Origin of the sequence: Jiella endophytica (assembly GCF_004519335.1) — a bacterium.
Lineage (GTDB): Bacteria > Pseudomonadota > Alphaproteobacteria > Rhizobiales > Rhizobiaceae > Jiella > Jiella endophytica.
The window spans coordinates 331101-347918 of sequence record NZ_SOZD01000004.1 but is presented as its reverse complement, the minus strand read 5'-3'; the positions used below and the strand labels follow the sequence as shown (position 1 = coordinate 347918).

The window sequence follows — 16818 nt, the reverse complement described above, 5'->3', positions numbered from 1 at the left end:
GGACGCATTCGACGATGGAAGTCGATGTTGCTCGGTTCTCCGTATATTTCAATTCCATGAATGTAGAAATCCTGCCCGCCGTGGCCAGCGGCCGGTATCATCATGCTCCGGCCATCCATCATGACAGGAGTGTGTCTGGATTCTATTCGCGCATTATTTTGATGCACGCGTGAAATAAACAATCTGTGACGGAATTATTTTGAAGCTGCGAATGTCCCGCTGACGTAACTCCCGCATCCTCCTCATGACGGAGGGGACGACAATTGATCGACAACGGGAGACATTCGATGCTGAAGACCCTTATCCGTACCGCCGCCATGACGACCATCGTCGCCGGCGCCTTCGCCTTTTCGCAGGCCGCCTACGCCCAGGACACGATGAAGTCCGGTTCCGACACGATGATGAAGTCGGGCGACGCGATGCAGTCGGGCGACGCGATGAAATCCGGCGACATGCCGATGGTCGGCGGTGCGCCGATGGATCCGATGAAGAAAATTCCGGAAAATGCCTCGCAGGCGAAGAACCTGACGACGCTGGTCGCGGCGGTGAAGGCCGCCGGCCTGGTCGATACGCTGAACGGCGACGGCCCCTTCACCGTCTTTGCGCCGACCAATGCCGCCTTCGAGAAGCTGCCGGCAGGCACCGTCGACGAGCTGCTCAAGCCGGAAAACAAGGACAAGCTCACCAAGATCCTGACCTATCACGTGGTCCCGGCCAAGGCGACGTCGGATGCCGCGATGAAGATGATCGAGGACGACGGCGGCGCCCACACCGTCGCGACCGTCGAAGGCGCTCCGATCACGCTGCGGATGAACGGCGACAAGCTCGTCATCATCGACGAGAGCGGCCATGGCGCCACGGTGACCCAGGCCGACGTGATGCAGGCCAACGGCGTCGTCCATGTCATCGACACGGTGCTGATGCCGAAGCTCTGAGGCGCCTGGTCCCGGCCGGGGCCTACGGCATCGGCCCGAAAATCGGAATCGATTTTCGAAAAAGCACGATGCGGTGATTAATGGCTTGGAGCGCCTCCGTGCGTCCAGTCGGACGCATGGCGCTCTGAGGTTCCGGCCGGGACCGATCAATCATATGCTGTGGGAGGGCGAGGGCGCGTAACATCGCCGTCGCCCTTTCGAACAGGATCGTGAAGGCTCGGCAGCCGCCCCGGCGTTGGCGGCCGGCTGGCGATGCCCCATCTCACTGTCTCGCCGTTCGATCGGATCCTGCGGCGGGACGACAACGGAGCGACTGGCGATGATGAGACGGAATTTTCTGAAGGCGGGTCTTGCCGCCGGCGTTGCCGCCATCGGCGGCGCCGCCTTCTTTCGGCAGGGGGCGAATGCTGCCGAGGGATCGTTCCCGGTGTCCCACACCGAGGCCGAATGGAAGAAGCTGCTGACCCCGGACCAGTTTGCCGTGCTGCGCAACGAGGCGACGGAGCGGCCGTTTTCCAGCCAGCTGAACGCCAACAAGAAGGCCGGCCTCTACGCCTGCGCCGGCTGCGACACGCCGGTCTATTCCTCCAAGGCGAAGTTCGATTCCGGCACCGGCTGGCCGAGCTTCTGGGAGCCGGTATCGGCCGAGGCGGTTGGAACGACCACCGACTACAAGCTGATCTATCCGCGCACCGAGGTGCATTGCGCCACCTGCGGCGGCCATCTCGGCCATGTCTTCAACGACGGTCCGAAGCCGACCGGCAAGCGCCACTGCATCAACGGCGTCGCGCTGAACTTCAAGCCGGGCGCGACCGAAGCATCCTGACCGAAGCGCGCCGCCGGGGACACGCCCGGCGCGGCGCATCTTCAGCTCTTGGGAAGACTTTCGGCGCAGGATGCTCGAGAGCTGCCTTGATGGCGAGCATTGAAGCGGCCCTGCGCCATCGCCATATCATCGGTTGTGCGGGGGCGCCTGTTCGGGCCTTCGCCAAAGAAGTCGCTTGATCAAGGGCTTTCAACCGATGAGTCGCATGACGCCATTTTCCAGCCCGCTGCTGCTCGGTTTCGATAGCGTCGAGAAGACCCTCGAACGCATCGCCAAAGGCGGCGATGGCTACCCGCCTTACAACATCGAGCGTGTGCGCGCCCGCGAGGGCGACACTTCGGCCGCGGGGCAGGGCGATCTCATCCGCATAACACTCGCCGTCGCCGGCTTCCTGCCGGAGGATCTCGAGGTGACCGTCGAGGAGAACCAGCTTCTCATCCGCGGCCGCCAGAGTGAGGACGACGAGCGCGAATACCTGCATCGCGGCATCGCCGCGCGGCAGTTCCAGAAATGTTTTCTGCTTGCCGATGGCATGCGGGTGATCGGGGCGCAGCTGAAGAACGGGCTGCTTCTGATCGATCTGGCGAAACCGGAGCCCGAACGCATCGTCAGGAAAATCGAGATCGCGGTCAACGATTGACCGGGTTTCGCGTTTGCCTTGGAAAGGAGACGATCATGGGCGACCATGTTGCCGAAAATTCTGCCACTTTCGATCTCGCTTCGCTCGGCGAAGGCCAGATCGCCTATATGCGCCAGATGAGCTCCGACGAGATGCGGGCCCGCTTTCCGGCCGCCAAGTCGATCCAGCCGGGGCTGAAGCTCTGGGCGCTGTTCGGCGCCGACGGCACGCCGCTCGCCGTCTCCGACGATCGCTCGAGCATCCTGGCGAGCGCCTCGCAGAACGAGCTCGACACCGTCAGCCTGCATTGAGCGGCGGCACATCGCGCCCCGTTGAGACGAAACGCGACCGGCCTTCGTGACGGAAGGCCGGCCGAATATTTTTTTCAGCCGGTCGAGCGTGCCTCCCGGTTGACCGCGATCCGGTCGTGACACCTGGCGACAATTCCGCCGATGACGCGGCCGTATTCACGCCGAGGACACCGTTTCAGGCGTTCGGCAGCCGCAGCCTCAAGCCGCCATCATCGACGTCTCGGGCTTCTTCGCCCCGGTCATCAGCGCCACCGCATCGTTCATCGTCGCGAGCTTCGGGTCGATGACGCAGAGCCGCTTGCCGAGCCGATGGACGTGGATCCGGTCGGCGACCTCGAAGACATGCGGCATGTTGTGCGAGATCAGCACGATCGGCATGCCGCGCGATCGGACGTCCTGGATCAGCTCCAGGACCTTGCGGGATTCCTTCACGCCGAGCGCCGCGGTCGGCTCGTCGAGGATGATGACCTTCGAGCCGAATGCGGCGGCCCGCGCCACCGCGACGCCCTGGCGCTGACCGCCGGAGAGCGTCTCCACCGCCTGGCCGATGTTCTGGATGGTCATCAGGCCGAGTTCGGACAGCTTGTCCCGGGCGATCCGCTCCATCGCCTTGCGATCGAGCATCCGCAGATATTTCCCGGCAAAGCCGCTCTTGCGGATCTCGCGGCCGAGAAACATGTTGTCGGCGATCGACAGGGCCGGCGACAAGGCAAGGTTCTGATAGACCGTCTCGATGCCGGCCTCGCGCGCCTCGATCGGCGAGGTGAAATGCACCACCTCGCCATTCAGCCGGATCTCCCCCTCGTCCGGAACCACCGCCCCGGACAGCGTCTTGATCATCGACGACTTGCCGGCGCCGTTGTCGCCGATCACGGCGAGGATCTCGCCGGGATAGAGGTCGAAGTCGGCGTGGTCGATCGCGGTGACGCGGCCGTAGTGCTTGACGATGTTGCGGCCCGACAGGACCGGTTGTCTCTCACTCATGACGAAATCTTCCGGATCCATTGGTCGATCGCGACTGCGAAGATGATCAGCCAGCCGGTGGCAAAGAGTTGCCAGAGGACGTCGACGCCGGCGAGCCTCAGTCCCGAATTGAAGACGCCGACGATCAGCGCGCCGATCATCGGCCCCATGATCGATCCGCGCCCGCCGAACAGCGAGATGCCGCCGATCACCACGGCGGTGATCGATTCCAGATTGGCCTCGAAGAAGGAGGTCGGGCTGACCGAGCCGACCCGGCCGATCGAGGCCCAGGCGGCGATGGCGCAGATGAGGCCGGCGAGCATGTAGACCGAGACGAGGGTTCGGTCGGTCCTGATGCCGGAGAGCTCGGCCGCCTCCTTGTCGTCGCCGATGGCGTAGACGTGGCGGCCCCAGGCCGTTCGGTTGAGGACGAACCACAGGATGACGAAGATCGCCACCATCAGGACGACGCCCCATGTCAGGACTGCGCCGCCGATGTTGAAGCGCTCGCCGAACAGCTTCAGGAGCGGCGCATCGGTATCGAGGGTCTGCGAGCGGATCGTCTCGCGATTGGAGAAATAGTAGTTCAGCGCCAGGAAGATGTTCCAGGTGCCGAGGGTGGTGATGAAGGGTGGCAGCCGGACCTTGGTGACGAGCAGACCGTTGAGGAGCCCGGTTCCCGATCCGCAGATGAGGCCGATCAGGATCGCGACCGGCACCGGGATGCCGAATTCGACGCTGAGCCGTCCCATGATCACCGAGATCATCACCATCACCGCGGCGACCGAGAGGTCGATGCCGGCGGTGAGGATGACCAGCGACTGGGCGGCGGCGAGAATGCCGACGATCGCCACCTGCTGCATGATCAGCGACAGGTTGAAGGCCGAGAAGAAGTTCGGCGCCGCAAAGCCGAAGGCGATCACCGACAACAGCAGAACGATGACCGGCACCATGGTCGGGCTGGCATGGAGGAAATGCTGCGCCGTACCGAGGAACCCGCGGTGGCGCGGCTGAAAGGCGGCGATCGCCGTGTCGCTGTCCTTCAGGGAGGATTCGTAACCGCTGTCTCGACTGGTCGTTTCGCTCATGGCGAAGCTCCTCGGGGGTTGAGGTGTCGGCCCGTCCGGCATCGGCCGCGATGGCCCGGATCACCTGGCGGCTGCCGTGCCGGGCGTGGCGCCACGCCCGGCGTCTCGATTGATCCGGAAGCCGCTGCGAAGCCGTCTCGTTGCCTCGGGGATCGCGATCCCTTCGGCGGTCAGGCTGTTTCGACTGCGTTCCGCGGGATCGATGTGCCGGGGCGCCCCTCGCAAGGCTCTGGCGAGAGAGAGGCGCCCGCAGAAGAGGCGGTCAGCCCCAGCAGCGGTCGAGACCTTCCTTGACCGGGATCGAATCGACGCCGTCGACCGGCTTGTCGGTGACGAGATTGACGCCGGTGTTGAAGAAGTCGAGGCCCTCGGTCGGCTTCGGCAGGGTGCCGTCCTTGGCATATTGGACGATCGCCTCGATGCCCTTCGACGCCATCAGCAGCGGATATTGCTGGGAGGTCGCGCCGATGACGCCTTCCTGGACGTTCTTGACGCCCGGGCAGCCGCCGTCGACCGAGACGATCAGCACGCCATCCGCCTTGCCGAAGGATTTCAGCGCCTCGTAGGCGCCGGCCGCTGCCGGCTCGTTGATCGTGTAGACGACGTTGATGTCGGGATCGCGCTGGAGAAGGTTCTCCATGGCGGTGCGTCCGCCTTCCTCGTTGCCGGAGGTGACGTCATGTCCGACGATGCGTCCGTCGTCCTCGTCGCCGATCTTCTTCTCGTCCTTGATGTCTATGCCGAAGCCCTTGAGGAAGCCCTGGTCGCGCAGGACGTCGACGGAGGGCGCCGAGGCCGAGAGGTCGAGCAGCGCGATCTTGGCGTCGCTCGACTTGTCGCCGAGGGTCGCCTTGGCCCATTCGCCGATCAGCTCGCCGGCCTTGAAATTGTCGGTGGCAAAGGTCGCATCCGCGGCGTCGATCGGCTCGAGCGGCGTGTCGAGGGCGATGACCAGCACGCCGTGGTCGCGGGCTTCCTTGACGACGTCGGTGATCGCCTTGGTGTCCGAAGCGGTGATCAGGATGCCCTTGGCGCCGGAGGCGATGCAGCTTTCGACGGCCTGCACCTGCGTCTCGTGGTCGCCATCGACCTTGCCGGCATAGGTGGAGAGCTTGACGCCGAGCTCTTTGGCCTTTTCGGTAGCGCCTTCCTTCATCTTGACGAAGAAGGGATTGATGTCCGTCTTGGTGATCAGGCACGCCGAAATGTCGGCGGCGAAGCTCGGCGCCGAAAAAACGCAGCCGGACGCCAGGATGGTGCCTGCAACGAGAATGCGGATGTTCACGTGAATTCCTCCCGAAACCGTTTGTCGCGCCGAATCTGGCCCGGCGACGCCCCGGTCGACCTCCCATCGGCCGGTTAGATCGAGGGAACACCAAGCCGGATTGCTTGTCAACAAATATAATTCAGATGGATTTATTTATTATGGCATGTCAGTCTCGCCATAAATGGTTGTATGTTCTGGCGAGAGTCGTCCCGCCGCTTTTGCCGCGGATGGCGATCGAGCCGTGGAGGGCGGCGAAGCGAGAGTGCAAGTGACGGTGGAGGAGCATCATGGATAAATCGGCCGCCGGCCATCCCGACAACAGCTTCGATGCGCTCGAAAGCCGGATGCGCGGCTCCAACCAATCCGGCCTGAGGGCGCACAACAAGCGCGCCGTGCTGTCGCTGATCCGTCGCAACGGCCGCCTCGCCAAGGCCGAGATCGCCCGCCGCACCGGGCTCTCGCCGCAGACCGCTTCGGTCATCATGCGCTCGCTGGAGGCCGAGGAGCTGGTGCTGCGCGACCAGCCGCAGCGCGGCCGCGTCGGCCAGCCGTCGATCCCGATGCGGCTCAATCCGGACGGTGCCTTCTCGCTCGGCCTGAAGATCGGCCGCCGGTCGGTGGATCTGGTGCTGATGGATTTCGTCGGCCGGATCAGGGGCCACGAGCGGCTCGCCTATCCGTTTCCGCAGGTGCGTGAGGTGCTCGATTTCGTCGCCGAAGCAGAGCCGAAGCTGCGGGCGCTGCTGCCCGCCCGGCTGGCCGGCCGGATCATGGGGCTCGGCGTGGCGCTGCCCTACGAGCTGTGGTCATGGGCCGACGAGATCGCCGCGCCGCGCGGCGCCATGGAGGAATGGCGCGATCTCGACGTTCCGCGGGTGCTCGCCGGTGTCACCGATCTCTCCGTCAATGTCGCCAACGACGCGACCGCTGCCTGCGCGGCGGAGAACGTCTTCGGCTCGGGACATTCGGCCGATTTCGTCTATTTCTTCGTCGGCGCCTTCATCGGCGGCGGCATCGTGATGAACGGCGATCTCGTTTCCGGCCGGCTCGGCAATGCCGGGGCGGTCGGCTCGATGCCGGTGCCGCGGGAGGAGGGCGGTTCGGCGCAACTGATCAACTTCGCCTCGCTGCATCTCCTCGAGAAAATGTACGGAGCCGAAGGGGGCGACGTGCTGGCGCTCTGGCGCGGCGACATTTCCTGGGAAAGCTTCGGGCCGCTGCGTGATCGCTGGCTCGACCGGGCGGCCTACGGTCTCGCCCATGCCATCGCCGCCTCTTGCTCGCTCTACGACTTCGAATCGGCCGTCATCGACGGCCGCTTCCCGGCGAGCGTGCGCGAGGACCTCGTCGCCCGAACGGCGGCCGCGCTGGAGCAGATCAACCGGCAGGGGCTGTCGCCGATTTCGGTACGCCCCGGCAGCATCGGCATCGACGCCCGCGAGATCGGCTCGGCAAGCCTGCCCTTCTTTGCGCATTATCTGCTCGACCATCAGGTCTTCCTGACCGACGCCGAATAGCCGTCGGACGCAACCTGCCTGCCTTTCCGTAAGAGCTTCCGGTCGCTGCAGATTTGCCGCGCCGATGCTTGCGCGCGCCCGGCGCTCTTCAGCCGATAGCCGGCGTCTGCCCGTTTCATCGGCAGAAATTTATTCTGCCCATTCTGGTTGCCATCAAAAAAATTGACGCTACCGTAAATTATATTGATGGTTTTTCAGCGGCTTCGGCTCCAATGTGACAGGTGGATGCATGGCAAGCGAAATCTTCATCGTCGCCTATGACGGCATAGACCGGGGCCCCGTGGATTACGCGGCGACCCGGGCCAGGGCGAACGGCGCAAGCCTCTGTCTCGTCCACGTTCTCTTGTGGTCACCCTATAGTTTCCTGACGCCCGAAGAGCTCGAGGAGCGCAAGATGCGCCGCCGCCAGGAGCTCGACAGGGCCAAGTCCGTCCTCGTCGATCCGATCGTCGCCGAGCTGAAGGCCACCGGCCTTGATGTGGAGGGCGAGATCCGTTTCGGCTCTCCCGCGCCGGTCGTTCTGGACGTCGCCAAGGAGAAGAACGCCTGCCAGATCTTCGTCGGTCGCTCCGGCAAGTCGGGGCTCGAAAACAAGATCTTCGGCAGCGTCACCATCGGGCTCGCCCAGGCAGCGCCGATCCCGACCGTGATCGTCCCATGACGAGACACGTTGCCCGCCTCATGCCTGCAGATTTTTCGTTTCGATCATCCTTGAGGAATCCTGCCATGCGCTTGCCCGGCCGCTCCCTCCTGCCTTCGGTCCTCATTCTTCTCTCCGCAGCGCCGGCGCTGGCGCAGGAGGCCGAAGATCAGAGCAACACGGCCTCGGTCGATGCGATGGTCAGCGGCGTCGTCGGGCCGGTGACGAAGCCCTTCGTCGACTTCATCTTCGCCGAGATCCCCGGGATCGATCTGCCCTGGATCGTGCTCTGGCTGATCACCGCCGCGGCGATCTTCACCGTCTATTTCGGTTTCGTGCAGTTTCGCATGGTGCCGCATGCGATCCAGCTGGTGCGCGGCCACTACACCTCGCCGGATGCGGCCGGGGAGGTCACCCATTTCCAGGCGCTGGCGACGGCGGTCTCGGGCACGGTCGGGCTCGGCAACATCGCCGGCGTCGCCGTGGCGGTGTCGGTCGGCGGGCCGGGTGCAACCTTCTGGATGATCCTTTCAGGCCTTCTCGGCATGGCCTCGAAATTCACCGAATGCACCCTCGGCGTGAAGTATCGCACCGAATATGAAGACGGCCGCGTCTCGGGCGGGCCGATGCACTATCTGAAGAAGGGCATGGCGGAAATCGGCCATTCGGCCTTCGGCAAGTTCCTCGCCGCCTGCTTCGCGATCTTCGCGGTGCTTGCCTCGTGGGGCGGCGGCAACATGTTCCAGGCCAATCAGGCCCATTCCCAGCTCGTCGTCATCACCGGCGGCGACGCCAGCTTCCTCGCCGATCGCGGCTGGATCACCGGGCTGGTGATGGCCGTCGTCGTCTTCCTCGTCATCGTCGGCGGCATCAAGTCGATCGCCCGGGTGACCGAGAAGCTGGTGCCCTTCATGGGCATTCTCTACCTCGTTGCCGCCCTCATCGTCATCATCGCCAATTTCGACCAGATCGGTGCGGCCTTCGCGGAAATCTTCGAGGGCGCCTTCACCGGCCTCGGCGTTGCCGGCGGCCTGATCGGCGCGCTGATCCAGGGCCTGAGGCGTGCCACCTTCTCCAACGAAGCCGGCATCGGCTCGGCCGCCATCGCCCATTCGGCGGTGCAGACCAAGCATCCGGTGACGGAAGGCTTCGTCTCGATGCTGGAGCCGTTCATCGACACGGTGATCATCTGCACCGCGACCGCCCTCGTGATCACCATCTCCGGCGTGCTGCAGCAGGATCCTGCGACCGGGCTCTATGTCTGGGACGAGGCGGCCGGGCAGATCGCCACGGCCAACAATCTCAGCGGTGTCGAGCTGACCTCGGCGGCCTTCGGCACGAGGATCACCTGGTTCCCCTATGTCCTCGCGCTCGCCGTGGTCCTCTTCGCCTTCTCGACGATGATCTCCTGGTCCTATTACGGCGTGAAGGCCTGGTGCTTCCTCTTCGGCGACAACTACACCTCGGAGCTGATCTACAAGCTGCTGTTCTGCTTGTTCGTCGTCCTCGGCGCGGCGGTCAGCCTCGGCGCGGTGCTCGACTTCTCCGACGCCTCGCTCTTCGCCATGGGCATCTTCAACATCATCGGCCTCTATTTCCTGATGCCGATCGTGAAGCGGGAGATGACCACCTACATGGCCAAGCTGAAGGGCGGCGAGATCCCGAAATACCCCAAGTCCGCGGCGGTTTCCGGTTCGGCGGCCTGACCGTCTGGCAGGAGATCCGGGGTCGCAAACAACGGAAGCGCCATGCCGGGCAGGCGTGGCGCTTCTTTCACGTCGTAGCTCAGGCAGCCGCCTGCCACGTCTTCACCGCCTCGATCGGCCAGAGCAGCATCAGCACATTGAGGGTGAGATTGTCGCGGATGACAGAGCCGACGAAGAGTTCGAGGGCGATCGCGACGATCACGGTCACCCAGACCGGCAGGCGGCTGGCGAGATAGAAGCCGAGCGCCATGAAGCCGACATCCGACAGCGAGTTGATGATGGAATCGCCGGCATAGTCGAGGGAGATCGTCGTCTCGCGATAGTGCTGGATAACCGCGGGGGTGTTTTCGACGATCTCCCAGGCGCATTCGACGAGGAGCGCGGCGACGAGGCGGGCTCCGAAGCTCCAGCGTCGGAACACCAGCCAGGCGATACCGAAGAACAGGAAGCCGTGGATGAGGTGCGAGGCGGAATACCAGTCCGACAGGTGCTGGGAATTCTCCGGGCTGTTGACCACGCCCCACCAGAGCTTGACCGTCCCGCAGGGACAGATCGGATTGCGCCCCATGGCGAAGAGGATCGCCGCGGTGACAGCGACGATGGCGATGGCGAAAAGGCCGTAGCGCAGGCGGCGCGTTGCGGCGGTGGTCTGGCTCAAGTTGGTCTGCCTCAAGGAAGACTCCGAACGACATGACGGCCCGCCGGGGCCGGCCCATCGGCGCCGAATATCCGGCTTCAAGCCGCTTGCAAAGTCCGGACCATCCATTCGCGCCTAAGATAATTTTCATGCCGTTGCATCGTTGAATTGGGCGGCCTGCCGGGCCAGAGTAGCGCTGGTAACTGTCGCGCACTCGAACCGTGGGAGTGGTCGTTTGAGAGTCATCGAGACGGCGATTGAAGGATGTCTGCTACTGGAGACGGCCATCTTCGAGGACACTCGCGGTTGGTTTCTCGAAACCTACCGCCAGAGCCCGATCGGGGCCGTGCTTGGACGGCCACATCGTTTCAGCCAGGGCAACCACTCGCGATCAAAGCCCGGAGTCCTGCGGGGGTTTCATACCGAGCCATGGGACAAATTCGTCTATGTGAGCCGCGGCATGGCGCTCTGCGTGGTCGCCGATACCCGCCCGGACAGCCCGACCTTCGGTAAAACAGCGCGCTTTCTCCTCGGCGATCCGCCGCACCATCGTCACCGCGTCTTCCTGCAGAAGGGGCTCAGCAACGCCTTCTACTGTTTCACGGAGGTCGACTATCTCAACGACGTGTCGGAGGAGTTCGACCCGAACAACCGTGGCGGCGTTCTCTGGTCGGATCCGTTTCTCGGGGTCGAATGGCCGACGGCGGAGCCGATCCTTTCGGAGAAGGATGCCCTGCTGCCGACGTTGAAAGAACTCTATCCGGACCATCCGGTTTTCGCCGTTGGGCTGCACGCCTGATATTCGTACAGGCGTCGCCGTCGATCCTCAGATGCGCAGCCGACAGAGGTGATGGGAGCGCGGCTTCGGCCGAATTCATCTCTCGGGCATGGGCGGTTGTTAGCAGCCGATGGCTCAAGCCTGCGCCTCGAGCGCGGCGAGTTGCTCCTTGACCCGTCGGCTCATATTCTGTGCGACGTTGCCGATCGCGTGTGAAATTCTCCTCGCCGTGGCCGGACGGTCCATGGCGGCGTCGGCGAAGGCCCTCCTGTCACTATCCTGCGCCTCCGGCGCGCCGGCTTTCACCGCCAGGAAAGCCAGTTCCGCCTCTGCCCGCTGGTCGCGGGTCATCGGAATCTCCATCGGTGCGCCGTCGACAGCGATGTTGCCCGGAGCTTTTTCATCGACGATCAGCATCCCGCATCGCCGCATGGCGGCCTTGAACGAGACGGCGAGTTGCGCCTTGTGGACCGGCAGGCTCCGCGAGACGAGTTCCATGACGCTGGCGCTCTTCAAGACGGCCTCGAAGACGCCCGGAGCGTTGACCCGGGCAAGCCAGGGGGCGAGTTCCGCCGCCCGGAAGGTTGCGCTGAAGCCGCGCCGCTCGGCGCTGCTCGGCAGTTTCAACACGCTCGGACGGGCGCTGCAGGCGACGCTGACGTCGTCGCGGGCAAGGAACTTGTTCCACATATAGACATCGGACGGTGCTTTGGGTGGCGCCGGCATCCAGCCTTTTTCCAGCCGCAGATAGGCGTCGCGGCGATAGGCGACGTTGTTGAGACCGCTTGGAGGAATATGGCGTTTCCGCCGCGTGCCATGATTGCAGACGAACCACGAGGCCGCGCCCGAGTGATCCAGAAGCAGGGGCGACTGGACGGCAAAGTCGGCCTGTTCAAGCATGGCCGTCATGTTGCCGAGATGACCTGCCGTCCAGATATCGTCGTCGCTCAGATGGCAGACGAACGCCTCCGAAGCCTCGCGGATGACGGGGTCGCGATAGGCTTCGCCGAAGCGCTCCCCCTTATCGTGCCGCACGTAGGTGATCCGCGGGTCCTGTTGCGCGAAATGCTCGAGGATTTCGGTCGTGCGGTCCGGCGAACCGTCGCAGATCACCACCATACGCCAATCGGTGTCATGCTGGGCGCGAACGCTGCCGATCGACATCAGCAGCGCGTCTGCATGGTCGTGGGTCGGGCAGATGATGAGAGTGCGAGCCATGGTTCATCCGCAAGCTGCAAAGGCAGCGAGACCTATCAGAGCGTTTCCTCGCGGTCACCACGCACGCCACCGCCGTGACCATCCGCGAAGGCGCCGCGCCGGACCGTGAAGCGGGTATCGCAATCGGCAGCCGGTACCCCCGGCAGGCTTTCGGTTCGAGTGCAAAGCCTTCGCGATTGGCCGCGCGCGGGGTCAGTTCGCCGAGGTGATGCGCCCGTCGGTAAAGGGCTCGTAGGGGCCGTCTCTGCCGGCGAGATAATTCGCCACCACCTCGTCGAGCGCCGGGCCGAAGTCGTAGGCCTCGCTCGCCTTTTCCTCGAACACCGCGTAGCCGTCGCCGCCCGAGCGCATGTAGTTGTTCGAGACGACGCCATAGACCTTGTCCGGATCGAGCGGCACGAACTTGCCGTTCTCTTTGACCATCACCTCGGCGATCCGGCTGCCCGGCGCTGCGGCCGGCTTCCAGGCAAATTTCAGTCCCGCCACCTGGGGAAAACGCCCGGCGCCTTCCTCGACCTTCGAGACGCCGTTTTCCAGCGCCGCCTTCACGTCCGAGCCCTTGAGCCTGAAGGTCGAAAGCGTGTTCTGAAACGGCAGCACCGTCAGCACCTCGCCCATCGTCACCTTGCCTGCGTCGATCGAGGCCCTGAGGCCGCCGCCATTGGTGATCGCGATGGTTATGCCCTGATCCTTCACCCGCTGGAGCATCGCGTCGGCGACGAGATCGCCCATCGGGCATTCTGCGATCCGGCAGGTCTTGCTGCCGTCGATCGGCGAGGCCGTTTCGGCGACCACCTCCTTGCGGATGGCCTCGAGCGGCTTGGCGAGTTCCGCCACACGCTGCTTCAGCGTCGAATCCTCGGCGATCTCGCCGTCCATGATCAGCGGCTGGCCGGACGCGGCAGTGACGACGCCCTTCTCGTCGAACGTCACTTCGAGTTCGCCGAGATACTTGCCATAGGCATAGGCCTGGACGATTGGCACGTCGTGGCCGTCCGGCCCCTTCACCATGGTCGGATAGGGGCCCTCTGCCTTGGCGTCGATATTGGAGAGAAGCGAGTGGCTGTGGCCGCCGACGATGACGTCGATGCCCGGCACCTCGGCGGCGATCCGCTTGTCGACGCTGTAGCCGGAATGGCTGAGGAGGATGATCTTGTCGACGCCCGTGTCGGTCAGTGCCTTCACCTCGCGGGTCAGCGCCTCGACAGGATCGGAGAAGCGGATCTTCTTGCCGGGGCTCGAAAGCTCGTCGGTGTCGGCCGGCGAAACGCCGAGAAGGCCGATCTTCTCGCCCTTCTTCTCGATGACCACCGATCGCTTCACGACGCCGGCAAGGCCCGGTTCCTGCGAAACGTCGGCATTGGCGAGAAGCACTGGAAAGTCGACCGCCTTGATGAAGGCGGTCAGAACCTCGGGCCCGTCGTCGAATTCGTGGTTGCCGACGGTCATCGCCTCGTAGCCGATGGCGTTCATCATCTCGGCCGCCGCCTTGCCCTTGTAGGTCGTGTAGAACAGCGTGCCCTGGAACTGGTCGCCGCCGTCGACGAGGATCGGATTGTCGGCGGTCTGGCGCGCCGCGCGGATCGCTGTCAGGAGCCGCGCCGATCCGCCGAAGCACTTCGCCGCGGCAAGGTCGTCCTGATCGCAGGTCGAATCGTATTTGTTGATCGGCTCGATCCGGCTGTGGAAGTCGTTGGTGTGGAGGATGGTCAGCTTGTAGTCGGCATGGGCCGCATGGGCACCGAGGGCGAGGATCGCCGCTGCTGCTGCCGAAACCAGACGATGCTTCATGGCCAGTCCTTTCCCCTCGGCGCCGCCGACGGCGCGATGACGTGGTTCTTGCCGGGCGAGTTCGGCCGCGGGCAATCGCTGACCCGATCATAGGTCGGTTGGACGACAGTTGGATAGACACCGCCCGGTCGCCGCGACTGGGTCCGCGGAGCACCGTCCCAAGGTCGGTGGCCGGCATTTCCCGCAGCATTGATTGACTGATCAATCAATGCTGTTATCGTTGCGGCATGACCGATCCCGGACGCCAGACCGGCCGCCGCTCCGTCGAGGCGGCGCGGCGCGAAGCCGCCATCGCCGCGACCATTGCGGCGATCGACGAGGCGGGATCGCTCGACGTCACGGTGGCCGAGATCGCCGGCCGGGCCGGCATTTCGCCGGCGCTGATCCACCATTATTTCGGCACCAAGGACGACCTGATGATCGCGGCCATGCGGCGTCTGCTGAGGCAGTACCGGCAGGAGGTCGCCCGCCGGCTCGCGGCGGCGGAAAGCCCGCGCGGCAGGATCGGCGCAGTGATTTCCGGCAGTTTCGCGCCGAGCCAGTTCAGCCAGGAGACGATCTCCGCCTGGCTCGCCTTCTATCTCTACGCCCGGCGCTCGGGCGAGGCGGCCCGGCTCCTGCGGATCTATTTCCGCCGGCTCGAGACCAATCTCGTCTCGGCCCTCAAGCCGCTCGTCGGCATGCCGAGGGCAAGCCGGATCGCGGCTGCCGCCGGGGCGATGATCGACGGCGTCTGGCTGCGCCAGGCCCTGACCCCCCTCATCCAGCCCGACCCCAAAAGCGCGGCCGACATGGTCGAGCGCTACATCGACGCGGAGCTCAATTCATGAAGACCATCGACGAAGCCGACTATGTCATCGTCGGCTCCGGCTCGGCCGGCTCGGCCATGGCCTATCGCCTGTCGGAAGGCGGCCGCTACCAGGTGGTGGTGATCGAGGCCGGCGGCACCGATGCCGGGCCGTTCATCCAGATGCCGGGCGCGCTGTCCTTTCCGATGAACATGCGCCGCTACGACTGGGGCTATGTCGCCGAGGCCGAGAAGACGCTGGCCGGCCGAAGGCTGGTGACGCCGCGCGGCCGGGTCATCGGCGGCTCCTCCTCGATCAACGGCATGGTCTATGTCCGCGGCCATGCCCTCGACTACGAGCACTGGGCGGCGAGCGGCGCGTCCGGCTGGGCCTATGCCGACGTGCTTCCCTATTTCAAGCGGATGGAGAACTTCCACGGCGGCGCCGGTCGGGGCGTCGATCCTGAATGGCGCGGGACCGATGGGCCGCTCCACGTCAAGAACGGCGACATGAAGAACCCGCTCTACGACGTCTTCGTCGAGGCGGGGCGCCAGGCCGGCTATCCGGTCACCGACGACTACAATGGCCACCAGCAGGAGGGCTTCGGCCCGATGCAGCAGACGATCTGGCAGGGGCGGCGCTGGTCTGCCGCCAATGCCTATCTGCGCGACGCCCTGAAGCGGGACAACTGCAAGCTCGTCTATGGTCAGGCGCTGAAGGTGGAGATCGACAGGCGGACGAGCCGTGCGACCGGCGTCGTGCTCGGCTCCGGCAAGCGCGTCTCCGGGGTGGTCAAGGCACGGCGCGAGGTGATTCTTGCCGCCGGCTCGATCAATTCGCCAGTCCTGCTGATGCATTCCGGCGTCGGCGACCCGGCCGAGCTCTCTCGCCACGGCATCGACGTCGTTGCGCCCCGCGCCGGCGTCGGCCGCAACCTGCAGGACCATCTGGAACTCTATATCCAGGAGACCTGCGTCCAGCCGATCACCCTCAACGGCTATCTCGACCTGTTCTCCAAGGGTCGCGTCGGTCTCGAATGGATGATGCTGCACACCGGCTACGGGGCCACCAACCATTTCGAGGCGGCTGCCTTCATCCGCTCCGACGCCGGCATCGAATATCCCGACATCCAGTATCACTTCCTGCCGGGCGCGATCCGCTACGACGGCAAGGCCGCGGCCCCCGGCCACGGCTACCAGTCGCATGTCGGGCCGATGCGGTCGAAATCGCGCGGCGAGGTGCGGCTGAAGAGCGCCGACCCGACCGCAGCGCCGTCGATCCGTTTCAACTACATGTCCCATCCTGACGATTGGACTGAGTTCCGCAAGGCGATCCGGCTGACCCGCGAGATCTACGCGCAGCAGGCCTTCGACCCGTATCGCGGCCCGGAAATCCAGCCGGGAGCAGGGGCGACCACCGACGAGGATCTCGACCGCTTCGTCGCCGAACATGCGGAAAGCGCCTACCATCCCTGCGGCACGGCGCGGATCGGCGCGGCGGACGATCCGCAGGCGGTGGTCGATCCGGAATGCCGGGTGATCGGCGTCGACAATCTGCGGCTGGCCGATTCGTCGATCTTCCCGCGCATCACCAACGGCAATCTCAACGGGCCGTCGATCATGGTCGGCGAGAAGGCGGCGGATCACATTCTGGGGGAAGGGATGCTGGCTGGCGAGCCAGAGCTGAAGCCCTGGATCAACCCTGACTGGCAGACGAAGCAGCGGTAACCGCCGC

Annotated in this window: 16 protein-coding genes; 10 read left to right on the top strand and 6 right to left on the bottom strand. The window is 64.7% G+C overall.

Annotation, left to right across the window (positions count from 1 at the left end; all coding sequences use genetic code 11):
• The first annotated feature begins 287 nt into the window (after positions 1 to 287).
• The 4 genes from E3C22_RS14700 to E3C22_RS14685 all read left to right on the top strand — a co-directional run bounded on the left by E3C22_RS14700 (position 288) and on the right by E3C22_RS14685 (position 2691).
• A complete protein-coding gene (locus E3C22_RS14700; RefSeq protein ID WP_425364983.1) occupies positions 288 to 935 on the top strand; it encodes a fasciclin domain-containing protein in 648 nt (215 codons plus the stop codon).
• A gap of 319 nt (positions 936 to 1254) precedes the next feature.
• The gene (gene msrB, locus E3C22_RS14695; RefSeq protein ID WP_134762794.1) at positions 1255 to 1761 is read left to right on the top strand and encodes a peptide-methionine (R)-S-oxide reductase MsrB; all 507 of its coding nucleotides are present in this window, start codon (positions 1255 to 1257) and stop codon (positions 1759 to 1761) included.
• 196 nt (positions 1762 to 1957) lie between these two features.
• Positions 1958 to 2401, top strand: a complete 444-nt coding sequence (locus E3C22_RS14690) for an Hsp20 family protein (RefSeq protein WP_134762793.1) — start codon at positions 1958 to 1960, stop codon at positions 2399 to 2401.
• 35 nt (positions 2402 to 2436) lie between these two features.
• Complete coding sequence (locus E3C22_RS14685; protein ID WP_134762792.1) at positions 2437 to 2691, top strand: BQ00720 family protein; 255 nt, start codon at positions 2437 to 2439, stop codon at positions 2689 to 2691.
• Between the two features lie 198 nt (positions 2692 to 2889).
• On the opposite strand, the gene E3C22_RS14680 is transcribed toward E3C22_RS14685, so the two are convergent.
• From E3C22_RS14680 to E3C22_RS14670, 3 genes are all read right to left on the bottom strand, one after another.
• The gene (locus tag E3C22_RS14680; protein ID WP_425364982.1) at positions 2890 to 3675 is read right to left on the bottom strand and encodes an ATP-binding cassette domain-containing protein; all 786 of its coding nucleotides are present in this window, start codon (positions 3673 to 3675) and stop codon (positions 2890 to 2892) included.
• Positions 3672 to 4742 (bottom strand): ABC transporter permease, encoded by a 1071-nt coding sequence (locus E3C22_RS14675; protein ID WP_134762790.1) that lies wholly within the window; start codon positions 4740 to 4742, stop codon positions 3672 to 3674. Before E3C22_RS14675 ends, E3C22_RS14680 begins: the two co-directional genes overlap by 4 nt.
• A gap of 262 nt (positions 4743 to 5004) precedes the next feature.
• Positions 5005 to 6021 (bottom strand): sugar ABC transporter substrate-binding protein, encoded by a 1017-nt coding sequence (locus E3C22_RS14670; protein WP_134763021.1) that lies wholly within the window; start codon positions 6019 to 6021, stop codon positions 5005 to 5007.
• A gap of 275 nt (positions 6022 to 6296) precedes the next feature.
• Between E3C22_RS14670 and E3C22_RS14665 the strand changes: the two genes are divergently transcribed.
• The 3 genes from E3C22_RS14665 to E3C22_RS14655 all read left to right on the top strand — a co-directional run bounded on the left by E3C22_RS14665 (position 6297) and on the right by E3C22_RS14655 (position 9872).
• Complete coding sequence (locus E3C22_RS14665; protein WP_134762789.1) at positions 6297 to 7526, top strand: ROK family transcriptional regulator; 1230 nt, start codon at positions 6297 to 6299, stop codon at positions 7524 to 7526.
• Between the two features lie 229 nt (positions 7527 to 7755).
• Positions 7756 to 8187, top strand: coding sequence for a universal stress protein (locus E3C22_RS14660; protein WP_134762788.1), 432 nt, complete (start codon positions 7756 to 7758; stop codon positions 8185 to 8187).
• Positions 8188 to 8252: 65 nt separating this feature from the next.
• The gene (locus E3C22_RS14655) at positions 8253 to 9872 is read left to right on the top strand and encodes an alanine/glycine:cation symporter family protein (protein WP_134762787.1); all 1620 of its coding nucleotides are present in this window, start codon (positions 8253 to 8255) and stop codon (positions 9870 to 9872) included.
• A gap of 79 nt (positions 9873 to 9951) precedes the next feature.
• On the opposite strand, the gene E3C22_RS14650 is transcribed toward E3C22_RS14655, so the two are convergent.
• Complete coding sequence (locus tag E3C22_RS14650) at positions 9952 to 10545, bottom strand: DUF2585 domain-containing protein (RefSeq protein WP_425364981.1); 594 nt, start codon at positions 10543 to 10545, stop codon at positions 9952 to 9954.
• A 199-nt stretch (positions 10546 to 10744) separates the two neighbouring features.
• Between E3C22_RS14650 and E3C22_RS14645 the strand changes: the two genes are divergently transcribed.
• Entirely contained in the window at positions 10745 to 11308 is a 564-nt protein-coding gene (locus tag E3C22_RS14645; RefSeq protein ID WP_167591779.1) for a dTDP-4-dehydrorhamnose 3,5-epimerase family protein, read from the top strand.
• Between the two features lie 114 nt (positions 11309 to 11422).
• On the opposite strand, the gene E3C22_RS14640 is transcribed toward E3C22_RS14645, so the two are convergent.
• Together E3C22_RS14640 and E3C22_RS14635 are read right to left on the bottom strand one after the other, a co-directional pair.
• Positions 11423 to 12505 (bottom strand): glycosyltransferase family 2 protein, encoded by a 1083-nt coding sequence (locus tag E3C22_RS14640; protein ID WP_134762784.1) that lies wholly within the window; start codon positions 12503 to 12505, stop codon positions 11423 to 11425.
• A gap of 192 nt (positions 12506 to 12697) precedes the next feature.
• The gene (locus E3C22_RS14635; protein ID WP_134762783.1) at positions 12698 to 14296 is read right to left on the bottom strand and encodes a bifunctional metallophosphatase/5'-nucleotidase; all 1599 of its coding nucleotides are present in this window, start codon (positions 14294 to 14296) and stop codon (positions 12698 to 12700) included.
• Positions 14297 to 14523: 227 nt separating this feature from the next.
• Here E3C22_RS14635 and betI point away from each other — a divergent pair, with 227 nt between their 5' ends.
• Both betI and betA read left to right on the top strand, forming a co-directional pair.
• On the top strand, positions 14524 to 15126 hold the full coding sequence (gene betI / locus E3C22_RS14630) for a choline-binding transcriptional repressor BetI (protein WP_134762782.1): 603 nt from the start codon (positions 14524 to 14526) through the stop codon (positions 15124 to 15126).
• A complete protein-coding gene (betA, locus tag E3C22_RS14625) occupies positions 15123 to 16811 on the top strand; it encodes a choline dehydrogenase (protein ID WP_134762781.1) in 1689 nt (562 codons plus the stop codon). The genes betI and betA overlap by 4 nt, the downstream gene beginning before the upstream one ends.
• The last annotated feature ends 7 nt before the right edge of the window (positions 16812 to 16818 follow it).

Excerpts from the sequence above, each read along its gene's own strand:
- E3C22_RS14665 (WP_134762789.1), top strand. The coding sequence starts at position 6,297 with ATGGATAAATCGGCCGCCGGCCATCCCGACAACAGCTTCGATGCGCTC.
- E3C22_RS14660 (WP_134762788.1), top strand. The coding sequence starts at position 7,756 with ATGGCAAGCGAAATCTTCATCGTCGCCTATGACGGCATAGACCGGGGC.
- E3C22_RS14675 (WP_134762790.1), bottom strand. The coding sequence starts at position 4,742 with ATGAGCGAAACGACCAGTCGAGACAGCGGTTACGAATCCTCCCTGAAG.
- E3C22_RS14685 (WP_134762792.1), top strand. The coding sequence starts at position 2,437 with ATGGGCGACCATGTTGCCGAAAATTCTGCCACTTTCGATCTCGCTTCG.
- msrB (WP_134762794.1), top strand. The coding sequence starts at position 1,255 with ATGATGAGACGGAATTTTCTGAAGGCGGGTCTTGCCGCCGGCGTTGCC.
- E3C22_RS14655 (WP_134762787.1), top strand. The coding sequence starts at position 8,253 with ATGCGCTTGCCCGGCCGCTCCCTCCTGCCTTCGGTCCTCATTCTTCTC.
- E3C22_RS14635 (WP_134762783.1), bottom strand. The coding sequence starts at position 14,296 with ATGAAGCATCGTCTGGTTTCGGCAGCAGCAGCGGCGATCCTCGCCCTC.
- E3C22_RS14680 (WP_425364982.1), bottom strand. The coding sequence starts at position 3,675 with ATGAGTGAGAGACAACCGGTCCTGTCGGGCCGCAACATCGTCAAGCAC.
- E3C22_RS14700 (WP_425364983.1), top strand. The coding sequence starts at position 288 with ATGCTGAAGACCCTTATCCGTACCGCCGCCATGACGACCATCGTCGCC.
- betA (WP_134762781.1), top strand. The coding sequence starts at position 15,123 with ATGAAGACCATCGACGAAGCCGACTATGTCATCGTCGGCTCCGGCTCG.
- betI (WP_134762782.1), top strand. The coding sequence starts at position 14,524 with ATGACCGATCCCGGACGCCAGACCGGCCGCCGCTCCGTCGAGGCGGCG.
- E3C22_RS14640 (WP_134762784.1), bottom strand. The coding sequence starts at position 12,505 with ATGGCTCGCACTCTCATCATCTGCCCGACCCACGACCATGCAGACGCG.
- E3C22_RS14690 (WP_134762793.1), top strand. The coding sequence starts at position 1,958 with ATGAGTCGCATGACGCCATTTTCCAGCCCGCTGCTGCTCGGTTTCGAT.